General features: G+C 45.1%; 24 protein-coding genes. 13 read left to right on the top strand and 11 right to left on the bottom strand.

Going from position 1 to position 19,571, the window contains the following annotated elements; translation table 11 throughout:
* Positions 1–56 precede the first annotated feature (56 nt).
* The 8 genes from BCV39_RS08705 to mlaF all read right to left on the bottom strand — a co-directional run bounded on the left by BCV39_RS08705 (position 57) and on the right by mlaF (position 5,518).
* Positions 57–782: a 1-acylglycerol-3-phosphate O-acyltransferase gene (locus BCV39_RS08705; protein ID WP_102432498.1), complete on the bottom strand. Its 726-nt coding sequence runs from the start codon at positions 780–782 to the stop codon at positions 57–59.
* A gap of 152 nt (positions 783–934) precedes the next feature.
* Positions 935–2,200 (bottom strand): UDP-N-acetylglucosamine 1-carboxyvinyltransferase, encoded by a 1,266-nt coding sequence (gene murA / locus BCV39_RS08700; RefSeq protein WP_017058925.1) that lies wholly within the window; start codon positions 2,198–2,200, stop codon positions 935–937.
* Between the two features lie 8 nt (positions 2,201–2,208).
* Complete coding sequence (gene ibaG, locus BCV39_RS08695; RefSeq protein WP_017058924.1) at positions 2,209–2,463, bottom strand: BolA family iron metabolism protein IbaG; 255 nt, start codon at positions 2,461–2,463, stop codon at positions 2,209–2,211.
* A 13-nt stretch (positions 2,464–2,476) separates the two neighbouring features.
* Entirely contained in the window at positions 2,477–2,785 is a 309-nt protein-coding gene (locus BCV39_RS08690) for a lipid asymmetry maintenance protein MlaB (protein ID WP_004735315.1), read from the bottom strand.
* Positions 2,785–3,399, bottom strand: a complete 615-nt coding sequence (locus BCV39_RS08685) for a phospholipid-binding protein MlaC (protein WP_240699569.1) — start codon at positions 3,397–3,399, stop codon at positions 2,785–2,787. Before BCV39_RS08685 ends, BCV39_RS08690 begins: the two co-directional genes overlap by 1 nt.
* A 49-nt stretch (positions 3,400–3,448) precedes the next feature.
* Positions 3,449–3,940: an outer membrane lipid asymmetry maintenance protein MlaD gene (gene mlaD, locus BCV39_RS08680; protein WP_048662139.1), complete on the bottom strand. Its 492-nt coding sequence runs from the start codon at positions 3,938–3,940 to the stop codon at positions 3,449–3,451.
* 2 nt (positions 3,941–3,942) lie between these two features.
* Entirely contained in the window at positions 3,943–4,722 is a 780-nt protein-coding gene (gene mlaE / locus BCV39_RS08675; protein WP_017632286.1) for a lipid asymmetry maintenance ABC transporter permease subunit MlaE, read from the bottom strand.
* A gap of 1 nt (position 4,723) precedes the next feature.
* Entirely contained in the window at positions 4,724–5,518 is a 795-nt protein-coding gene (gene mlaF / locus BCV39_RS08670; RefSeq protein WP_048659265.1) for a phospholipid ABC transporter ATP-binding protein MlaF, read from the bottom strand.
* 264 nt (positions 5,519–5,782) lie between these two features.
* Between mlaF and BCV39_RS08665 the strand changes: the two genes are divergently transcribed.
* From BCV39_RS08665 to mgtE, 12 genes are all read left to right on the top strand, one after another.
* Positions 5,783–6,748, top strand: a complete 966-nt coding sequence (locus BCV39_RS08665; protein WP_102432496.1) for a calcium/sodium antiporter — start codon at positions 5,783–5,785, stop codon at positions 6,746–6,748.
* A gap of 34 nt (positions 6,749–6,782) precedes the next feature.
* Positions 6,783–7,754 (top strand): arabinose-5-phosphate isomerase KdsD, encoded by a 972-nt coding sequence (gene kdsD, locus BCV39_RS08660; protein WP_102432495.1) that lies wholly within the window; start codon positions 6,783–6,785, stop codon positions 7,752–7,754.
* Entirely contained in the window at positions 7,754–8,311 is a 558-nt protein-coding gene (kdsC, locus tag BCV39_RS08655; RefSeq protein WP_048659268.1) for a 3-deoxy-manno-octulosonate-8-phosphatase KdsC, read from the top strand. Before kdsD ends, kdsC begins: the two co-directional genes overlap by 1 nt.
* Positions 8,308–8,871, top strand: coding sequence for an LPS export ABC transporter periplasmic protein LptC (gene lptC, locus BCV39_RS08650; RefSeq protein WP_004735306.1), 564 nt, complete (start codon positions 8,308–8,310; stop codon positions 8,869–8,871). Before kdsC ends, lptC begins: the two co-directional genes overlap by 4 nt.
* Positions 8,852–9,346 (top strand): lipopolysaccharide transport periplasmic protein LptA, encoded by a 495-nt coding sequence (gene lptA, locus BCV39_RS08645; protein ID WP_004735305.1) that lies wholly within the window; start codon positions 8,852–8,854, stop codon positions 9,344–9,346. Before lptC ends, lptA begins: the two co-directional genes overlap by 20 nt.
* A 2-nt stretch (positions 9,347–9,348) precedes the next feature.
* Positions 9,349–10,074 carry an LPS export ABC transporter ATP-binding protein gene (gene lptB, locus BCV39_RS08640; protein WP_004735304.1) on the top strand — a complete coding sequence of 242 codons (726 nt, stop codon included), beginning with the start codon at positions 9,349–9,351 and terminating at the stop codon, positions 10,072–10,074.
* Between the two features lie 54 nt (positions 10,075–10,128).
* The gene (locus tag BCV39_RS08635) at positions 10,129–11,589 is read left to right on the top strand and encodes an RNA polymerase factor sigma-54 (protein ID WP_017058913.1); all 1,461 of its coding nucleotides are present in this window, start codon (positions 10,129–10,131) and stop codon (positions 11,587–11,589) included.
* A gap of 62 nt (positions 11,590–11,651) precedes the next feature.
* Positions 11,652–11,939 carry a ribosome hibernation promoting factor gene (gene hpf / locus BCV39_RS08630; RefSeq protein WP_009847742.1) on the top strand — a complete coding sequence of 96 codons (288 nt, stop codon included), beginning with the start codon at positions 11,652–11,654 and terminating at the stop codon, positions 11,937–11,939.
* A gap of 1 nt (position 11,940) precedes the next feature.
* Positions 11,941–12,402, top strand: a complete 462-nt coding sequence (ptsN, locus tag BCV39_RS08625) for a PTS IIA-like nitrogen regulatory protein PtsN (protein WP_004738707.1) — start codon at positions 11,941–11,943, stop codon at positions 12,400–12,402.
* A gap of 1 nt (position 12,403) precedes the next feature.
* Positions 12,404–13,273 carry an RNase adapter RapZ gene (rapZ, locus tag BCV39_RS08620; RefSeq protein WP_048659269.1) on the top strand — a complete coding sequence of 290 codons (870 nt, stop codon included), beginning with the start codon at positions 12,404–12,406 and terminating at the stop codon, positions 13,271–13,273.
* 2 nt (positions 13,274–13,275) lie between these two features.
* Entirely contained in the window at positions 13,276–13,551 is a 276-nt protein-coding gene (locus BCV39_RS08615; RefSeq protein WP_048659270.1) for an HPr family phosphocarrier protein, read from the top strand.
* A gap of 148 nt (positions 13,552–13,699) precedes the next feature.
* On the top strand, positions 13,700–15,055 hold the full coding sequence (mgtE, locus tag BCV39_RS08610) for a magnesium transporter (RefSeq protein WP_048605905.1): 1,356 nt from the start codon (positions 13,700–13,702) through the stop codon (positions 15,053–15,055).
* Between the two features lie 96 nt (positions 15,056–15,151).
* Here the strand turns inward: mgtE and pmbA are convergent, their stop codons facing one another.
* Positions 15,152–16,495 carry a metalloprotease PmbA gene (pmbA, locus tag BCV39_RS08605; protein WP_102432494.1) on the bottom strand — a complete coding sequence of 448 codons (1,344 nt, stop codon included), beginning with the start codon at positions 16,493–16,495 and terminating at the stop codon, positions 15,152–15,154.
* Between the two features lie 118 nt (positions 16,496–16,613).
* Between pmbA and yjgA the strand changes: the two genes are divergently transcribed.
* Complete coding sequence (yjgA, locus tag BCV39_RS08600; RefSeq protein WP_017058909.1) at positions 16,614–17,138, top strand: ribosome biogenesis factor YjgA; 525 nt, start codon at positions 16,614–16,616, stop codon at positions 17,136–17,138.
* Positions 17,139–17,246: 108 nt separating this feature from the next.
* On the opposite strand, the gene thiQ is transcribed toward yjgA, so the two are convergent.
* Positions 17,247–17,951 (bottom strand): thiamine ABC transporter ATP-binding protein, encoded by a 705-nt coding sequence (thiQ, locus tag BCV39_RS08595; protein ID WP_102432493.1) that lies wholly within the window; start codon positions 17,949–17,951, stop codon positions 17,247–17,249.
* A gap of 10 nt (positions 17,952–17,961) precedes the next feature.
* Positions 17,962–19,557 carry a thiamine/thiamine pyrophosphate ABC transporter permease ThiP gene (gene thiP / locus BCV39_RS08590; protein WP_170960880.1) on the bottom strand — a complete coding sequence of 532 codons (1,596 nt, stop codon included), beginning with the start codon at positions 19,555–19,557 and terminating at the stop codon, positions 17,962–17,964.
* Between the last annotated feature and the right edge of the window lie 14 nt (positions 19,558–19,571).

The raw sequence follows: 19,571 nt of genomic DNA, 5'->3' as shown, positions 1-19,571 counted from the left end.
AAAAAAGGTTGCCCAATTGGCAACCTTTTTTATTGTTCATCGTTTCGCTTAGATGATTATTTCTTATTAAGCTCAACCACTTCTTTATCTAATTCTTCAAGCTTAGCAGCCATCTGCTCACGAGCTAAGTTCGCTAGTTCACGAACATTAGACTTGTCGTAACCTTCTGTGCTGATAGGTGGCAGCATATCAACAATCACATGGCCGTTGTTCCAACGGTTTAGCTTCACGCCACCTGTTGAGCTACACACGATAGGGATAATCGGTAAGCCTGCGCCGATTGCAGCATGGAAAGCACCCGTTTTGAATGGCAATAAACCACGGCCACGAGAACGAGTCCCTTCAGGGAACATCCATACTGAAACGTCGCTCTCTTTTAGGCTTGTCACTACCTGATCAATGGTACCCACCGCTTTGCTGCGGTTAGCACGGTCGATTAGGATGTTACCCGTCAGCCAGTAAAGCTGACCAAATAGAGGCATCCACACTAGGCTTTTCTTACCAACCGTCACCACTTTAGGCGTTACCGCTGATGAAATCGTGAATAGATCCCAGCTGTTTTGGTGGTTCGCCACATAAACATGTTGGCCGCGAGAGTAGGCATCTTCTGGGATGCGAAGCTCTAACTTCATGCCGAAGATCTTCGACATGCGACCGAAATAGCGGCCAAAGGTAAATACGTGTTTTGGGTTGCGCGGGCTTAGTAAACAGTAACCACACCCAAATACAAACATAAGAATCGCAAATATCGCCACTGCGAAAATACGTAATATTGCTATCATTTTGTTCCTCACCGACCGCCAAGTTGATTCATCTATTCGCGCAAAAATGAGCAATAGGTTCACTTGCGGTAAATACAACTATAAAAAAGCCGAAACCAAGGTTCCGACTTTTATGTTTTCATCTTACTGATTCATGAATCCACTAACCTAGGTTAGTTCGACTCACTAAATCGTGTAATGTTTGCGCCTAAGGCTGACAGTTTATCTTCAATCTTATCGTAGCCACGATCGATGTGATAAATACGGTCAACGATGGTTTCGCCTTGAGCAATACAGCCAGCAATCACAAGGCTCGCAGATGCGCGAAGGTCCGTAGCCATTACTTGAGCGCCGCTCAGTTTTTCCGTCTCACCACAGATAGCCGTGTTGCCTTCGATTTCCGCTTTTGCGCCCATTCGCTGTAACTCAGGAATGTGCATAAAGCGGTTTTCAAAGATAGTCTCAGTGATAACACCACTGCCCTTCGCCATCATGTTAAGCAGAGTAAACTGTGCTTGCATATCGGTTGGGAAGCCAGGGTGAGGTGCCGTTACGATTTTCACCGCTTTCAGTTCACGACCCGTCATATCAAGGCTGATCCAGTCTTCACCCGTTTCAACCTTCGCACCCGCTTCTTCAAGCTTCGCTAAGGCAGCTTCAAGAAGATGAGCGTTGGTGTTGCGACAAACCACTTTACCGCCAGAAACAGCAGCAGCAACCAGGAAAGTGCCCGTTTCAATACGGTCAGCAACCACAGAGTGTTGGCCACCACCAAGACGCTCAACGCCTTCGATAGTAATCGTATCTGTACCTGCGCCAGAAATTTTAGCACCTAGTTTGTTTAGGAAGTCAGCCGTATCAACAATCTCAGGCTCACGCGCTGAGTTATCGAGTACTGTTGTACCTTCCGCTAGTGTTGCTGCACACATGATAGTAATCGTAGCGCCAACGCTTACTTTATCCATCACGATGTGCGCGCCTTTCAAACGGCCATCAACACTTGCTTTCACATAACCATCTTCCAACTTAATGGTCGCACCTAGTTGCTCTAGGCCATGGATATGCAAATCAACAGGGCGAGCACCAATTGCACAACCACCAGGAAGTGATACTTGGCCTTCACCAAAACGAGCGACTAGAGGACCTAAAGCCCAGATAGATGCACGCATTGTTTTTACTAAATCGTAAGGCGCACAAAACTCATTAATTTCACTGCCATCAACATGAACACTACCGTTACGTGATACTTTTGCGCCGAGACGCTTTAGTAGCTCCATCGTAGTATCGATGTCACGTAGGTGAGGAACATTACTCACTTCAACTGGCTCTTCAGCAAGAATTGAAGCAAATAAGATAGGTAGCGCTGCATTTTTTGCGCCTGAGATCGTCACTTCACCGCTTAGCGGCTTGTCCGATCCAATAACTCGAAACTTTTCCATCATAAACCTTAAAGTGACATCAGTTTCTTATCACGTTCCCACTCTTCTGGCGTGAAAGCCTTAATAGAAAGAGCATGGATGTCATTACGTTGAATGTATTCCATTAGTGGGCCGTAGATTAGTTGCTGCTTCTTAACTCGATTCATGCCGTCAAAACATGGATCAACCGCAACAACTTCGTAATGACTGCCTTCACCCTTCACGAAAATTTCCTGAAGGTTCAGTGCCTCTGCTAATAATTCTTGTACTTTTGTGCTGTCCACAAATAGCTCCTGCCTAATTTTTTATGTGTTCTGCCATCATTGGCTGGATATTGCTCAATTGGAACAACGTTCGTAATTGTTCTGGCACGAAACTGAGCATTATATGACAGTTTTGATTTTTTGCATGCTCTAATAAGTGAATTAGCATCACCATTCCTGCTGAATCGACTCGATTTATATGGCTAAGGTCAATTTCAACGCTCGATTCCGTCGTTTGCCACTTTTCCAATATACGCCAGATTGCAGGGACACTGTCTCGGTCGATATCGCCGAGCAGCTGATATTCTTTAGAGCTTAGTGCTTGCCATTGAGAATGGCTCATTATTTATTACTCTCAAAACGAATCGGTTGTGCTGCTAATTTCTCTAGCTCGTCAGCAACCTGTAAGATGCCTTCTTGACGAATCTTAGTATTCCACTCCGATTGCTTGCTCGACAACAGGCTAATCCCTTCCGCAACCATATCAAATGCCTTCCACTCGCCAGATTTTTTGTCTTTACGAAGTTTAAATTCAAGCTTGATGTTAGGTCGCGGCGAATCAATGATATCTACCTTGATACTGGTAATACGGCTGTCCGCTTTGATTTTTGGTTCAGGGCCAAACTCGATGGTTTGGTCTGAATATTGAGTCAGTACTTGCGCGTAAGAAGAAACCAAGTATTTACGGAATGAGTCGATAAATACATGGACATCTTTTCTATCCGCGCCTTTCAGATTTGGCCCTAATAACTTAAGTGCCGCGTATTGTGCATTCACATAAGGCATCAACTCTTCTTCCACGATCACCTTAAGGAGTTCTGGATCTTGGTGAATGTTGTCTTGTTCGCTCTTTAAGCGCTCAAATGCCACCTCAGCGACTTGCGTCATCATTTGGTAAGGCTGCGTTTTATCAATAGTCGTATCCGCAAAAGCTTGAGTAGAAATCAACAAGGCCATTACAGCGAAAAACCATGTTTTTAAGTGACTCATCGTTTTCAACATCCTCTTATTCCTCAGCTTTATTGTCATCAGAGCCGCCAACGCTATACAGCACTTGGCCAATCAAATCTTCGAGTACCAATGCCGATTTAGTATCTTCTATAGAATCCCCATCGACCAGCATCTCTTCATCGTCAAAAATGAAGCCTGGAACCAAACTGATGTACTGCTCACCGATTAAACCTGACGTTAAAATTTGAGCACTAGAGGTATCAGGAAATTGTGAGTACTTCGAATCAATAGACAATTTAACCACCGGCAGGTAGCTCTCGGTATCAAGCTCAATACTTTGAACTCGGCCAACAACCACGCCCCCCACTTTCACCGGAGAACGAACCTTTAGGCTACCAATGTTGTCAAAGGTCGCTTTGAGATTGTAAGTATGGTTCGAACCTATGCCTTTTACGTCAGCGACTTGAAAGATCATGATTAAGATTGCGCAAATTCCGGCAATAACAAAGGTGCCGACCCATAATTCTAATTTTCGAGTTTGTTGCATGATTAATTCCCAAACATCAATGCGGTAAGAACAAAATCTAGCCCTAATACCGCTAGAGAAGAGTGCACTACTGTGCGTGTGGTTGCCTGACTGATACCTTCTGAGGTCGGTACCGCATCGTAACCATTGAAAAGTGCGATCCAAGTTACGGTGATAGCGAAGACCATACACTTGATCATGCTGTTACCAATATCTCGACCTAGCTCAACAGAAGACTGCATCGCAGACCAGAAACTACCGTGGTCAATGCCTTTCCAATCAACACCCACTAACTGACCGCCCCAAATGCCTACCGCCATAAAGATCATAGCAAGCAATGGCATTGAGATAAGCCCGGCCCAAAGTCGTGGTGCAATAATGCGTTTAAGAGGGTCAACGGCCATCATCTCAAGGCTGGAGATCTGCTCTGTAGCCTTCATCAAGCCAATCTCAGCCGTTAACGCAGAACCTGCGCGACCTGCAAACAGCAGCGCTGTCACTACAGGACCGAGCTCTCGTAACAGAGAAAGAGCGACCATCTGACCAAGGTTCCCCTCTGCGCCGTAGTCGATTAACACGACATAACCTTGCAGGCTGAGTACCATGCCAATGAACAGACCCGAAACTAAAATAATAGCCAATGACTGAACGCCAACGCTATAAAGTTGTTTTACTAATAAAGGGAAGTTTTTTAGTCTCGGGATGCCAAACAACGCCCCGAATAACATCAGGCTTGCTCGACCAAATGACTCGCAAATCGCAAGTGTACGTCTACCGACACCCGCAATAGTTTTAGCTATCATATTAAAACAAATCCTTTTCTAGACTTTGCGCAGGGAATCTAAACGGCACCGGACCATCCGCTTCACCTTGTAAGAATTGCTGCACTCTCGGATCGTCGTTGTTGTACAACTCTTCAGGCGTTCCCGCAGCAATGATTTTGCTATCTGCCATGAGGTAAACCCAATCCGCAATACTCATTACTTCTGGAACATCGTGAGAAACGACAATCGAGGTTAAGCCCAACGCTTGATTGAGGTTACGAATAAGCTCAACCAAAACACCCATGGTGATTGGGTCTTGGCCAACAAACGGTTCATCGTACATGATGAGCTCTGGATCTAAGGCAATCGCACGTGCCAACGCCGCTCGTCTCGCCATACCGCCAGACAATTCACTTGGCATTAACTGTGCTGCCCCTCGTAACCCTACCGCCTCAAGCTTAAGTAATACGATGGTACGAATGAATTTTTCATTCAGTTCAGTGTGCTCTCGCAGAGGAAACGCCACATTATCAAACACATTGAGATCCGTAAAAAGCGCACCCGATTGGAATAGCATGCTCATTTTCTTACGTGCTTGATAAAGCTTTCGACGTGATAATGCAGGGATGTTGTCGCCATCAAACCAGACTTCGCCTCCATCTGGCGGCAACTGTCCGCCAATCAAACGCAACAAGGTCGTTTTACCAATCCCTGACGGCCCCATAATTGCGGTTATCTTACCTTGAGGAACCTCTAAACTTATATCATCAAAGATAACGCGATCACCGCGTGAAAAGCTGAGGTTCTTAACTTTCACAAGCTCAGTGTTCAACATATTTTTGTTGTTTCCTTGCTTTAAAAAACGCCAATTATGGCTGCAATAATAATGAGTCTACTTTAGAATTAAAAGCACTGTTCAATTAATTCATATTAAACAGGAATCTATGCAGGAATTTGAAAGCATTAGAAAATTATCTATTGAGCTCTCTTTCTTGCCAGCTAACTGGTAATTAATTTGCCGAGTGACTTCCCTTTTATCTAGCAACAGGTCAAAATTAGCGGTTAATTCTCCGTTTTTATTAATTTTTTAGGAATCATCATGCTTGAAGCGATTGCGTTTCTTATTATCGGTCTAGTTTTTTTGGTGTGGAGTGCAGATAAGCTGGTTTACGGTGCCGCAGCTCTTGCTCGCAACTTCGGTATTTCACCACTAGTTATCGGTATGACGATCTTAGCAATGGGGTCTTCGGCTCCTGAAATGATGGTTTCTGCAACAGCAGCCCTTGATGGCAAAACAGATACAGCCGTTGGTAACGTTTTAGGTTCAAACATCGCCAACATCGCGCTGATTTTAGGTATTACAGCACTAATTAAGCCATTATCTATTAGCTCAGGCGTGATTCGTCGTGAACTACCATTAATGATCGGTGTTACTCTACTAGCGGGCGCCCTACTGTGGGATAACCATTTAGGCTTCTATGAAGGCGTGTTGTTGTTTGTTCTTTTTGCCGCGTTTTTGTTTGCTATGTTGCAAATCAGCCGCAGCGAGAAAAAGAACGGCGATGCTTTCCTTGATGAACAAGAATCAGAAATCCCAGAGGGTGTAAGCAACCCTAAAGCCGCAATGTGGGTCGTGATTGGCCTGATCATCCTGCCTTTGGCTGCTGATATGCTGGTAGATAATGCGGTAATCATCGCGAAATATTTTGGCATGAGCGATCTTGTCATAGGTCTAACTATCATTGCCGTAGGTACTAGTCTGCCTGAGCTTGCCGCATCACTTGCTGGTGTTATGAAGGGTGAAGATGATATGGCCGTGGGTAATATCATTGGCTCAAACGTATTCAACATCCTTGCTGTTATGGGTATCCCGGGCATCCTAAACCCTTCGATCTTGAGCGAGTTCGCTATGGGTCGAGACTTCTGGGTAATGCTAGGCGTATCGCTACTGCTTGTTGTTATGGCACTAGGAAAATCTCGTAGCGTGAATCGTATTGAAGGCGGCGTGTTAATTATCACGTTTGTGGCCTACCAAAGTTACCTACTAATGAACATGTCGGCTTAATTGTTGATTTAACTTCCCGTACTTGGAGTATTTGATGTCTCAGCCATTTGATTACCGCAGCGTTGCAAAACAAGTTTTGGAAACCGAAGTTGCAGGTCTCACTCAATTAGACCAATATTTTAATGATGATTTTTGTAAAGCTTGCGACCTTATCCTGAACAACAAAGGCAAAGTCGTTGTGATGGGCATGGGGAAATCAGGCCACATTGGCAACAAAATAGCAGCAACGTTAGCAAGTACCGGGACATCTGCTTTCTTTGTGCACCCAGGAGAAGCAGCGCATGGCGACTTAGGCATGATCGAACCTGGCGATATTGTGATCGCAATATCCAACTCAGGCGAATCGGGAGAAATCCTCAGCCTATTCCCTGTATTAAAGCGTCTGAACATCAAGATCATCAGCATGACAGGTAAGCCAGCATCAAACATGGCGACCTTGTCTGATATCCATTTACAAATTTCAGTACCGGAAGAAGCGTGTCCACTGGGCTTAGCACCAACAACCAGTACCACGGCGACTTTGGTTATGGGTGATGCATTAGCCGTTGCACTTTTGCAGGCTCGAGGCTTTACCGCTCAAGACTTTGCATTGTCTCATCCAGGTGGCGCTTTAGGTCGTCAACTGCTGTTAAAACTAGACGACATCATGCACACAGGAGATGCACTCCCTGTTGTTGCACCAAATGCGCTAGTACGAGATGCTCTGTTAGAGATATCTCAAAAAGGCTTGGGCATGACAGCCATCGTTGGTGAAGATGGCCAAATGGCCGGTATTTTTACCGATGGTGATTTACGCCGAATCCTAGACAAGCGCGTTGATATTCATAACACGCAGATCGGCGACGTAATGACACTTAACCCAACTGTAGCAGAACCAAACATGCTCGCAGTAGAGGGATTAAACTTGATGCAAGCTAAAAGCATCAATGGCCTGATGTTGTGCCATGAAGGTAAGCTGGTTGGAGCCTTAAACATGCATGACTTACTGAAAGCAGGAGTAATGTAATGACACAGACAGTCGAAACCTTATACGGCACAGTAGATGCTGATGTATTCGCAGTAGCAAAAGAGATCAAACTACTAATTTGCGATGTCGATGGTGTATTCTCTGATGGTCGCATCTACATGGGCAACAACGGTGAAGAGCTGAAGACCTTTCACACTCGTGACGGTTACGGCATTAAATCACTGATGAACGCGGGTATTGAAATCGCGATCATCACTGGTCGTAAATCTCAAATTGTTGAGAATCGAATGACTGCTCTAGGCATCAAGCTGATTTATCAAGGCCAAGACGATAAAGTTAAGGCATACCAGGATATTTGCGATAAGCTTTCTGTAAATCCTGAAAACACAGGTTACATCGGCGACGATCTGATCGACTGGCCTGTGATGGAAAAAGTTGGCTTGAAGGTCTGTGTAGCAGATGGTCACCCGCTACTTGCAAAGCGAGCAAACTACGTGACAACCATTAACGGTGGTCATGGTGCGGTACGTGAAGTTTGCGACCTTATTTTACAAGCAAGAAATGAACTCGACGTGCATAAAGGTTTAAGCATATGAGTTTTACTCGTATTATCTATTTAATACTAATATTTATTGCCTCTTGGTCGACCTATTATCTGTACGACAAAGAGCAAACATCAACGATACAAGTAGCTCCAAATTTGGAGCTGCCCGCGTTTAGTGGCAAAAGCCTAAACAACATTAGCTATGACGAAAGCGGTATTCGTAGCTATCAGGTTGAATCGACGTATTTAGAACATTACTCAGTGGTTGGCGATACGCACTTTCAAAACCCGGTTCTTTCGGTATTCCGAGAAGGACACACGATTGAATGGCAAGTCACCGCTGATCGCGCGATTATGGATGAGAATCAAGTTGTCACTTTTTATGACAACGTCGTGGCAAAGAACCTATTGCCAGAAGCCAGCTTCGATACAATGACTACAGATAAAATGGTTGTTGAGCTGCCTAGCCGAGATTTTTATTCAGAGACTCCGGTCCATATGATCGGTACATTTTTTGAAACTGAGGGACAAGCAATGAAAGGTAACTTCGGTACCAACAATGCAACCCTCTTTAATTCTGTTCAAGGTAGATATGAAACTCTTACACCTTAGTTTATTCGCTTTGACCCTTGCGGCACCAAATGTCTATGCCCTTTCTTCGGATAGCGAGCAACCTGTCTACATTGACTCAGACAGCCAGCAATTGGATATGAAAAGTAATCAAGTAACCTTTCTTGGTGATGTAAACCTTAAACAAGGCAGCATCAATATCAATGCCGATAAGGTTATTGTTACCCGCAACGCCGTAAACGGCGAGATTGAAGAAATTCAAGGCTTCGGTAAGCCAGCAACCTTCTCTCAGCTTACTGACGATGGTAAGACACTCTACGGTGAAGCTGACGACCTGCATTACCAGCTTGTTGCCGACAAACTGATCATGACCAAGAATGCGATGCTATCTCAAGACGGCAGTATCATTCGCGGCTCTAAGATCACTTACCAGATCGGTTCTCAGAAATTAGTCGCTGACAGTGGTGAAAACAAACGAGTGTCAACGGTTTTACAACCAACGGAAGTGAATAAGTAACGATGGCTGTTCTTAAAGCAAAAAACCTAGCGAAAACCTACAGCAAGCGCAAAGTTGTTACCGATGTAAGCTTGCAGGTAGAGTCAGGCCAGATCGTTGGTCTGCTTGGGCCTAACGGTGCAGGTAAAACCACGTCTTTCTATATGATTGTTGGTTTAGTTGCGCGTGATGAGGGCACCATCAGCATTGATGACCGAGACATCAGTATCTTGCCAATGCACAGTCGCTCTCGTCTTGGTATCGGTTATCTGCCACAAGAAGCATCGATTTTCCGTAAGTTGTCAGTTGAGAACAACATCATGGCGGTATTACAAACCCGTGATGAGATGACCAATGAACAGCGTCAAGATAAATTGGAAGACCTGCTTGAAGAATTCCACATCCAACATATCCGCACCAGTAATGGTATGGCTCTGTCGGGTGGTGAGCGTCGTCGTGTTGAGATTGCTCGCGCATTGGCAGCAAACCCGCAGTTCATTCTTCTGGATGAACCGTTCGCTGGTGTTGACCCGATCTCGGTTATCGATATCAAAAAAATCATTGTTCACCTACGCGATCGTGGCTTGGGCGTTTTGATTACCGACCACAACGTTCGTGAAACACTAGACGTATGTGAAAAAGCTTACATCGTAAGCCAAGGACACCTAATCGCTGAAGGTACTCCTGAAGATGTTCTCAATAACGAACAAGTTAAACAAGTTTATCTAGGCGAACAATTCCGTCTATGATTATATAGAGAGTATCGAGAGTTCTAAGAATAATAACTAGGTAAGTCACACTGAATGAAACCCTCATTACAACTTAAGCTAGGCCAACAGTTAGCAATGACTCCTCAATTGCAGCAAGCGATTCGTTTGTTGCAATTGTCTACTTTAGATTTGCAGCAAGAGATTCAAGAAGCACTTGAATCTAACCCGCTACTCGATGTCGAAGAAGGCAATGAAGATACGCCAACATCGGAAGAAAAACCTAGCAGTGACGAAAAAGAAACCGTTGAAGCCACAGAGCAAGACTTACCTGATAGCTCAGACTTAATCGAAAAATCAGAGATTGGCAACGAACTAGAAATCGACACAACTTGGGAAGACGTCTACAGCGCAAACACCGGTAATACGGGTATTGCGATTGATGACGACATGCCTGTTTATCAAGGTGAAACCACTCAAAGCCTGCACGATTACCTGCTTTGGCAACTCGATTTAACACCATTCACTGACACCGACCGAAGCATCGCTTTTGCATTGATAGATGCCATCGACGACTATGGCTACCTCACTGTAACTTGTGAAGACATCCTTGAAAACTTCGACAATGAAGAGATCGAGCTTGATGAAATTGAAGCCGTACGTAAACGAATTCAGCAGTTTGACCCGCTAGGTGTCGGTTCAGTCAACCTGCAAGATTGCTTGTTACTGCAACTGGCAACCTTCCCTCAAGATACGCCTTGGCTCAACGAAGCTAAGTTAGTACTTACTAGCCATATCGACCAACTCGGCAATCGCGATTACAAACTGGTTATCAAAGAGACCAAGTTGAAAGAAGCAGAACTACGTGAAGTTTTGCAGCTTATTCAACAGCTGGACCCTCGCCCTGGCAGTAAGATTACTCCAGATGAAACTGAGTATGTGGTTCCGGATGTATCTGTCTTCAAAGACCTTGGCAAATGGTTAGTGACCATTAACCCTGATAGCGTGCCTAAGTTGAAAGTAAATCAGCAGTACGCTGATCTTGGAAGTAAAGGCAACAGCGCCGACAATCAATACATACGCTCAAATTTGCAAGAAGCAAAGTGGTTAATTAAAAGCCTAGAGAGCCGAAATGAGACGCTACTCAAAGTTGCGCGATGCATTGTTGAACATCAGCGTGATTTCTTCGAACATGGCGAAGAAGCGATGAAGCCAATGGTCCTTAATGATGTTGCGTTAGCTGTTGATATGCACGAATCCACGATCTCTCGTGTGACGACTCAAAAATTCATGCATACGCCACGTGGCATCTTCGAACTCAAATACTTTTTCTCAAGCCATGTCAGCACTGACAATGGCGGTGAATGTTCATCTACAGCAATTCGCGCACTCATTAAGAAGCTTGTCGCAGCGGAAAATACCGCGAAGCCTCTAAGTGATAGTAAGATTGCTGCTTTACTGGCTGACCAAGGAATTCAGGTAGCTAGACGTACCATAGCGAAATACCGTGAGTCTCTGGGCATTGCCCCATCGAGTCAGCGTAAACGCCTGCTATAAGCTCATTTAGTCGCTAGTTACTTAGCAACTATGATCAGGCAACCAACTGAAAAGGAAAGTCTATGCAAATCAATATTCAAGGCCATCACGTTGATCTTACCGATTCAATGCAAGACTATGTTCACACCAAATTCGACAAACTTGAGCGCTTCTTTGATCATATCAATAGCGTTCAGGTTGTTTTAAAAGTTGAGAAAATCAATCAAATCGCAGAAGCTACCCTGCATATAAATCAGGGGGAAATCCATGCGACAGCAACAGATGAAAGCATGTATGCCGCGATTGATTCATTGGTTGATAAACTCGTCCGCCAACTCAACAAGCACAAAGAAAAGCTAAGTAGTCACTAACATGCAATTAAGCGAAGTACTTTCATTGGACTGCACCAAAAGTGCAGTCCAATGCACAAGCAAAAAAAGAGCCCTTGAGCTCATCAGTCAGATCGCAGCAGAAAGCTGTGGTCAAGATTCAACAGAACTGTTTGAGTGCATGTTGAGCCGTGAAAAAATGGGCAGTACAGGCATTGGTAATGGCATTGCTATTCCCCACGCTCGTATGAATGTCAGTGATAAAGCGATTGCTGTATTACTGCAATGCCAAGATCCCATCGAATTTGATGCGATTGATAATCGTCCTGTCGACCTACTATTTGCCCTGCTTGTTCCAAGTGAACAATGTAAGGAGCATCTAAAAACCCTTTCTTGTATGGCAGAGCGACTAAACGATAAGCAGACTCTGAAACAGTTGCGTAACGCTCAAAGCGATCAAGAGCTTTACGACATCATGATTCAAGTGCCAACTTGCGAGCAATAACATGCGGTTAATCGTTGTTAGTGGCCAATCTGGGGCCGGTAAAAGTGTTGCGCTACGAGTCCTTGAAGACTTGGGGTATTACTGCGTCGATAACCTGCCAGTAAACCTGCTCAACGACTTTGTCGAATCGGTACGTGAGATCAATCAAAACGTCGCGGTTAGCATTGATATTCGTAACCTACCGAAAGAGCCTCAGCTAGTAACAGAAATGCTAGAGCAGCTAGAGTCTGCAACCAACATTGATGTGAACGTCTTGTTCCTCGATGCAAGCAAGCAGACGTTACTCAAGCGCTACAGCGAAACACGCAGAATCCACCCGTTATCGATCGGCCAAGAAAAATTATCTCTTGAGCAAGCGATTGATTTGGAAAAGACACTCCTAACACCTCTCGCAGAGCAAGCCTGCATTGTGATTGATAGTAGTGACTGCAACCTCTACGAATTGAGCGAAAAGGTTCGATTTAAAGTTGAAGGCAAAGAGAAGCAAGAGCTAATCATTGTCTTTCAATCTTTCGGTTTTAAATACGGCCTACCAAGTGATGCCGACTATGTGTTCGACGTTCGCTTTTTGCCGAACCCTCACTGGGAACCAGCACTACGGCCTTTAACAGGTCTTGATGCTCCAATTCACTCTTTTCTAGAAAAACACGCAGAAGTTCTTGAGCTCAAGCAACAGATCCAAGGCTTTGTTGAACAGTGGTTGCCAATGTTGGAGAAGAATAATCGCAGTTACCTAACGGTCGCGATTGGTTGTACTGGCGGTAAACACCGCTCGGTTTATCTAACTCAAAAAATTGGTGAGTACTTCGATCAACTAGGTCATCAAGTTCAAATCAGACACGCCTCCCTAGAGAAGCACCAACAGGGCTAACCATGGAATTAACTCGAACTGTACTGATCCAAAATCGCTTGGGTCTTCACGCTAGAGCAGCCGTAAAATTGGTTGAGCTTGCCCAAAGCTTTGATGCAACCATCACTATCCATAGCGAAGAAGATAAAATCGCAACTGCAGACAGTGTGATGGGGCTACTTATGCTGGAATCAGCGCAAGGGCAACATATTACTATTCAAGCTGCAGGCACCGATTCACAGCAAGCGCTTGATGCCGTCTGTCATCTCATTGAAGACAAGTTTGATGAGGGTGAGTAGCGAAAACGCTTCACTTACAACACATAAGACTCAAACAGTGAACCAACCAATATTAAATCTTAGTTCTATCTAAGTTTATGATTTAAATAAGCCCCAGAATTAAGTTACTATTCCAAACATTGTTAGAATAATGAGATAGGAGGAAAATATGGCAGAGCAATTAGAATTCGACCAAGCTCACCAAACCCTCCAAGAAGTCAGCGAAGCCCTAGAAAACGGCCGATTTGTTCACGTACGCCGACAACTTCAGGACATGGAACCTGAGGATATTGCACACCTTTTAGAAGCCTCCCCTCGCAAAAGTCGTGACGTACTCTGGCAACTCACCGACCCTGAAGACTACGGTGAAATTCTTGATGAACTAAACGAAGACGTCAAAGATGCTCTTGTGTCAAAAATGGCACCGGAGACCTTAGCAGAAGCAACCGAAGGTATGGAAACCGATGACGTCGCGTACGTACTTCGAAGCCTACCCGACGATGTTTCTCGCGAAGTCCTTTCTCAAATGGACTCTGTTGATCGTGCATTAGTTGAAACCGCCCTGTCGTACCCTGAAGATTCAGCGGGTGCGATCATGAATACCGACGTAATCACGATTCGTGGTGATGTCGATGTTGACGTTGTATTGCGTTACATGCGTATGCGTGGCGAACTGCCCGATGCAACTGACGCTCTGTATGTTATTGATGAAGAAGAACGTCTTATCGGTAACCTATCGCTTACCACACTAGTAACGACTCAGCCTGATGTGGCAGTTTCCGAAGTGATGGAGGATGCCGACGAAGCGATCGCGGTTGAAACCAGCGCTTCAGATATTGCGAGCCTGTTCGAACGTCGTAATTGGGTTTCAGCGCCAGTAGTCGATAGCAATCAACACCTTGTTGGTCGTATCACCATCGATGACGTGGTTGATGTTATCCGTGAAGATGCTGAACACTCAATGATGAGTATGGCGGGTATGGACGATGACGAAGATACCTTCGCACCAGTCGTAAAATCCGCTCGTCGTCGTAGTGTGTGGCTTGGTGCTAACGTACTCGCGGCACTTGCTGCAGCATCGGTATCGAATATGTTTGAAGCAACGCTCGACCAAATGGCAGCGATAGCAGTACTGATGACTATCGTACCTTCAATGGGTGGTGTTGCCGGTAACCAAACCGTTGCTTTAGTGATTCGTGGTTTGGCACTCGGTCATATCGGTGACAGTAACAAACGCGAACTGTTACTCAAAGAGGCGGCAATCGGCTTCCTAAACGGCGTTCTATGGGCCGTTATCATTGGCGGTATCGTGGTCGCTTGGAAAGGTAACTGGATACTGGGAGGCATCATCTCAGCAGCGATGATGACCAACTTGATAGTGGCTGGTATTGCCGGTGTAACCATCCCGGTGATGCTGAAGAAAATGAATATCGATCCAGCCCTTGCTGGCGGTATGGCACTGACCACCGTAACCGATGTTATTGGCCTATCTGTGTTCTTAGGCTTAGCCACCATACTGATCTAGTTAGCAGAAGCAGCTAGCCAATTTTTGGCGACATACAGAAAACAAAAAGGGAGCCATTGGCTCCCTTTTTTAATTCATCAATTAGTGTTAATTGAATTACTCACCTGCGACTTTCATTGACTCAAGCAAGATAGAACCCGTTTGAATCTGAGAACGTGTTTCTACGTCGTTGCCGACTGCAACAATCTGAGTAAACATGTCTTTTAGGTTACCCGCAATCGTCACTTCCGATACTGGGTATTGGATCTCTCCGTTCTCAACCCAGAAACCTGCAGCGCCACGTGAATAATCACCCGTTACGGTGTTTACGCCTTGGCCCATCACTTCAGTGACTAGGAAGCCAGTCCCTAACTCTTTTAGCATCTGCTCAAAGTTTTGGCCGGTCGATTTAACAAACCAGTTATGAATACCACCCGCATGGCCTGTTGGTGTCATGTCCATTTTACGTGCGGCATAGCTCGTTAGTAAGTAAGTAGCTAGCACACCGTCAGTGATGATTTCACGATCTTGAGTGAACACACCTTCGCTATCAAACGGGCTTGAAGCCAAACCTCGCAGGATATGTGGTCGCTCAGAAATATTAAACCAGTCCGGTAGGATTTTCTGACCTAGATGATCCAATAGGAATGACGACTTGCGGTAAAGGTTACCGCCACTGATCGCCATCACAAGGTGACCGATCAGGCCAGTAGCTACATCGTTAGCAAACATAATTGGGTATTGGCCTGTTGGTAGCTTTTTCGCATCCAAACGGCTAATGGTCTTTTCTGCTGCTTCTTGACCTACGCGCTCAGGCGTCCATAGCTCATCACGGTGACGTGCAACGGTGTAGCTGTAGTCTCGTTCCATTTCACCGTTAGCGCCTTCTCCAATCACACAGCAGCTCGTGCTATGGCGACTTGAAGCGTAGCTTGCTAGTAAGCCATGGCTGTTACCATAAACCTTAACGCCATAATGGCTGTCGTAGCTTGCGCCATCACTCTGCTTAATCTTGTCGCTATAAGCTAACGCTTGCTTCTCAGCAGCAATCGCAATCTCAGCAGCATAATCAGGGTTTGGTTCATCAGGGTGGAAAAGATCCAAATCTGGAATTTCTCTTACCATGTATTCTTTTGCTGCAGGACCTGCAAATGGGTCTTCAGAAGTGTACTGAGCGATATCAAGCGCAGCCGCTACTGTTTGAGCAATGGCCTTTTCACTCAGATCAGATGTAGATGCGCTGCCTTTTTTCTGGCCGCGATAAACAGTAATACCTAGCGCACCATCACTATTAAATTCAACGTTTTCCACTTCACACATACGTGTTGAAACACTTAAACCCGTTGACTTAGTAATAGCGACCTCAGCTGCGTCTGCACTCACTGATGCCATATCCAACGCTTTAGCTACTGCGGCTTCTAGCTCAACTCTTTGCTGGGCGACTTGCTGTTTTACATCCATATCTATTCTAATTTTTTAGGTCAATATTACGTAGGATAACAAGAATTTCGCTTTCTCCCCAAGATTCTTGCTAAAATAGGCAATATATTCGTTTGAGATAGTGACATAGGCAGAAAAGATGGCTCGCAAAAACCAAAAAGCCCCATGGGAACCAGAAGAAGAAATCATCTGGGTAAGTAAGACAGAAATGAAAACGGACATGGATGCCCTGCAAAAGCTGGGAGAAGAGCTTGTTGGTCTAAAGCCTTCTGTATTAGACAAATTTCCGCTGTCTGAAGATTTGGCACAAGCGATTAAAGATGCACAACGCTTTAAAAATGAAGCGAAGCGTCGTCAACTTCAATACATTGGTAAAGTAATGCGCAATGTCGATCCTGAGCCAATTCAAGCGGCTTTGGATAAAGTACGCAACAAACACTCACAAGCAACAGCTGAGCTACATAAGCTTGAGCAACTGCGTGACCGTGTTGTTGCTGAAGGTGATGCGGCTATTTCAGAAGTCATGGAAATGTACCCTGAAGCAGACCGCCAGCGTCTTCGTCAGCTAGCTCGCCAAGCTAACAAAGAGAAATCTGCGAACAAACCTGCGAAGTCTTCTCGTGAGATCTTCCAAATCTTAAAAGAGCTAAAGCTAGAAGACTAATCGTTATCTCGCTTTACTTATAGAGTGAATAAAAGACCTAGCGCATGCTAGGTCTTTTTGTTTTCTACGTACTCAATATTAAAGATATCCAACAAAAGTGATAAATCGTCACTCACCCGCTTTAACAAATGAGCTTAATTCTGGCTGTGGATGCTCCGCCGTCAGTACCTCTATCGAGTCTTCAACCAAAACCTTACCTAGCGCCACAAAAACAAACTTATTTGCAATGCTGCGTGCATCTCCTAAATGGTGTGTCACCATCAAGACGGTAATATTGCGCTCTGCCGCTAATCGCTTTACCAAGCTCAGCATCTCTTCCCGCAGCACAGGGTCAAGCGCAGAAAAAGGTTCATCAAGCAGCCAAATGTCGTGTGGTTGAACAAAACAACGCGCTAGTGCGACACGCTGGCGTTGACCGCCTGATAAGTGCTCAGGCAATCTATCCAAATACTCAGCAACACCCACTTGTGCTGCGGCTTGTTCCACAGATTGCTTTTGGGTTACGGTAAGCTTTAACCCTGGATGTAAGCCTAATCCAATATTTTCACGCACCGTGAGGTGAGAAAATAGGTTGTGTTCTTGGAACAACATCGCCAATGGGCGCTGATGTGCTTCTTTGCCAATAAGCGACTGGCCAGCCACTGAGATCTCACCCGATGTAGGCTCGATAAACCCAGCAACCAATGCGAGTAGCGTTGATTTACCCGCACCACTTGGCCCCATCAGAGCAACAATATCACCCTGCTCGGCTTGGAAATCAAAACTAAACAACTCTTGGTGATAGTGGTAATCCACATCTTTCATCACTAACATCATCGGTTCCTTAACTCTTTAGCTTTGAGCTTCGAGTAAACAAAAATTCAATCAGGCTAAAACTGCCCACACTCAACAACAGTAAACTCACTGACACCACAGCCGCCGCTTCCATTTGATAGCTGCCTAACAATTGGAATAGATACAAAGGCAGAGTTCTAAAATCTTGGCTACCAAACAAGGCAATCGCACTTAAGTCGCCCATCGCCAGCATAAAGCTGATTGAGAATGCTTGTGCCATAGGTTTACGTAATGCGCGCCACTCCACCAACCTAAAGCGAGTGAACCCTGTCATTCCTAAGCTTGCACACACATACTGGTACTGCTGAGACAAATGCAGCATAGGTTGAGCTAAGGTTTTAATTACGTAAGGCAGCGCCATCAAACTGTTTACGGCAATCACAATAAAGAAAGCTAAGCTGAACACATCGGTAAATGAACGTAGCAATAAGAAGAGGCCAGTACTAATCACCAAGCCCGGTGTCACCAAAATAATAGTGCCAATCAGCTCAATCTTATCCGCTCTAAAGTTCTTGTTCTGCAAACGCCATGCGCGACTGGTTAGAAGGATCGTGATACCAATACCAACAGCGATGATACTTGCGAGGGCAGCAACACGAACCGAGGTCATTAACGCAGCCCAAAATGGCTCGCTGCTCAGTACAGTGAGCGCCTGAGAGTTAATACCACTTAAAATAACCATCGCTAAGGGCGGCAATACCAGCATTGAGACTATGATGATCCAAAAGCTATCCCAAGCTTTTGACCACCAGCTGTCCTTGACCAAATACTTCTCTTCCGACAGCTGACTAGCCGTCACAGATATAGGCTTAGACAAACGCTGAATACTCACAGCTAATACGCCACACAACAGCATTTGCCATATCGCGAGCAACGCGCCAGCTTGCAGGTCAAAGTCGAATTTGATTGCTTGATAGATGGCTAGCTCAATGGTGGTTGATTTCGGACCACCACCCAACGCCATCACGGTAGCAAAGCTGGTGAAACACAACATGAAGACTAAGCCACACACATGAGGCAATTGCTGTCTTAGCCTCGGCCATTCAACCCATTTAAATTTATTCCAATGGCTCATGCCTAAGTGAGCACAGAGTTTATGCTGCTCGGCAGGCACGGTATCTAACGCTTGCAGAAGTAAACGGCTGGCATAAGGCAGGTTGAAGAAAACGTGCGCCAACAAAATACCATTCAAGCCATAAATCGAGAATGGTAGCTCAATGTCGAAGTTCGCCAAGAACTTAGCTAACCAACCACTGTTGCCGTAAATCGCCAGCAAGCCAAATACTCCGACCAACACAGGCAGAACCAAGGTCGACGCGAACAACCTTAATAACAAGGCTCGTCCAAAAAATTGTCTACGACACAAAGCATGCGCAATAGGTATAGCAAAACCAACACTCAGCACTGTTGAGAATGTCGCTTGATAAAAGCTGAATTTCGTTACATGCCAATAGTAAGGATCTGACCATACTTGGCTGATATCAAGAGAAGGGGCATTGCTAAGCAATGCCCCAACTGCTGAAACCACGAAGGCGGTAATGAGTATCGCAACCCAGATCCCGACCTTAGGTGTTTTCTTTATCATAGATTGATTTTTAC

The organism is Vibrio sp. 10N.286.55.E10, from assembly GCF_002872555.1.
GTDB classification, from domain to species: domain Bacteria; phylum Pseudomonadota; class Gammaproteobacteria; order Enterobacterales; family Vibrionaceae; genus Vibrio; species Vibrio crassostreae.
The sequence above is the reverse complement of the archived record's forward strand: the minus strand, read 5'-3'. Positions and strand labels throughout refer to the sequence as shown.

Bases quoted from the DNA above. Each gene is read 5' to 3' on its own strand.
- rapZ (WP_048659269.1), top strand. From the start codon at position 12,404: ATGCGGTTAATCGTTGTTAGTGGCCAATCTGGGGCCGGTAAAAGTGTT.
- thiP (WP_170960880.1), bottom strand. From the start codon at position 19,557: ATGATAAAGAAAACACCTAAGGTCGGGATCTGGGTTGCGATACTCATT.
- lptB (WP_004735304.1), top strand. From the start codon at position 9,349: ATGGCTGTTCTTAAAGCAAAAAACCTAGCGAAAACCTACAGCAAGCGC.
- kdsC (WP_048659268.1), top strand. From the start codon at position 7,754: ATGACACAGACAGTCGAAACCTTATACGGCACAGTAGATGCTGATGTA.
- BCV39_RS08665 (WP_102432496.1), top strand. From the start codon at position 5,783: ATGCTTGAAGCGATTGCGTTTCTTATTATCGGTCTAGTTTTTTTGGTG.
- lptA (WP_004735305.1), top strand. From the start codon at position 8,852: ATGAAACTCTTACACCTTAGTTTATTCGCTTTGACCCTTGCGGCACCA.
- mlaE (WP_017632286.1), bottom strand. From the start codon at position 4,722: ATGATAGCTAAAACTATTGCGGGTGTCGGTAGACGTACACTTGCGATT.
- pmbA (WP_102432494.1), bottom strand. From the start codon at position 16,495: ATGGATGTAAAACAGCAAGTCGCCCAGCAAAGAGTTGAGCTAGAAGCC.
- mlaD (WP_048662139.1), bottom strand. From the start codon at position 3,940: ATGCAACAAACTCGAAAATTAGAATTATGGGTCGGCACCTTTGTTATT.
- murA (WP_017058925.1), bottom strand. From the start codon at position 2,200: ATGGAAAAGTTTCGAGTTATTGGATCGGACAAGCCGCTAAGCGGTGAA.
- BCV39_RS08635 (WP_017058913.1), top strand. From the start codon at position 10,129: ATGAAACCCTCATTACAACTTAAGCTAGGCCAACAGTTAGCAATGACT.
- ptsN (WP_004738707.1), top strand. From the start codon at position 11,941: ATGCAATTAAGCGAAGTACTTTCATTGGACTGCACCAAAAGTGCAGTC.
- yjgA (WP_017058909.1), top strand. From the start codon at position 16,614: ATGGCTCGCAAAAACCAAAAAGCCCCATGGGAACCAGAAGAAGAAATC.
- BCV39_RS08690 (WP_004735315.1), bottom strand. From the start codon at position 2,785: ATGAGCCATTCTCAATGGCAAGCACTAAGCTCTAAAGAATATCAGCTG.
- thiQ (WP_102432493.1), bottom strand. From the start codon at position 17,951: ATGTTAGTGATGAAAGATGTGGATTACCACTATCACCAAGAGTTGTTT.
- mgtE (WP_048605905.1), top strand. From the start codon at position 13,700: ATGGCAGAGCAATTAGAATTCGACCAAGCTCACCAAACCCTCCAAGAA.
- mlaF (WP_048659265.1), bottom strand. From the start codon at position 5,518: ATGTTGAACACTGAGCTTGTGAAAGTTAAGAACCTCAGCTTTTCACGC.
- lptC (WP_004735306.1), top strand. From the start codon at position 8,308: ATGAGTTTTACTCGTATTATCTATTTAATACTAATATTTATTGCCTCT.
- BCV39_RS08705 (WP_102432498.1), bottom strand. From the start codon at position 782: ATGATAGCAATATTACGTATTTTCGCAGTGGCGATATTTGCGATTCTT.
- kdsD (WP_102432495.1), top strand. From the start codon at position 6,783: ATGTCTCAGCCATTTGATTACCGCAGCGTTGCAAAACAAGTTTTGGAA.
- BCV39_RS08615 (WP_048659270.1), top strand. From the start codon at position 13,276: ATGGAATTAACTCGAACTGTACTGATCCAAAATCGCTTGGGTCTTCAC.
- hpf (WP_009847742.1), top strand. From the start codon at position 11,652: ATGCAAATCAATATTCAAGGCCATCACGTTGATCTTACCGATTCAATG.
- BCV39_RS08685 (WP_240699569.1), bottom strand. From the start codon at position 3,399: ATGGCCTTGTTGATTTCTACTCAAGCTTTTGCGGATACGACTATTGAT.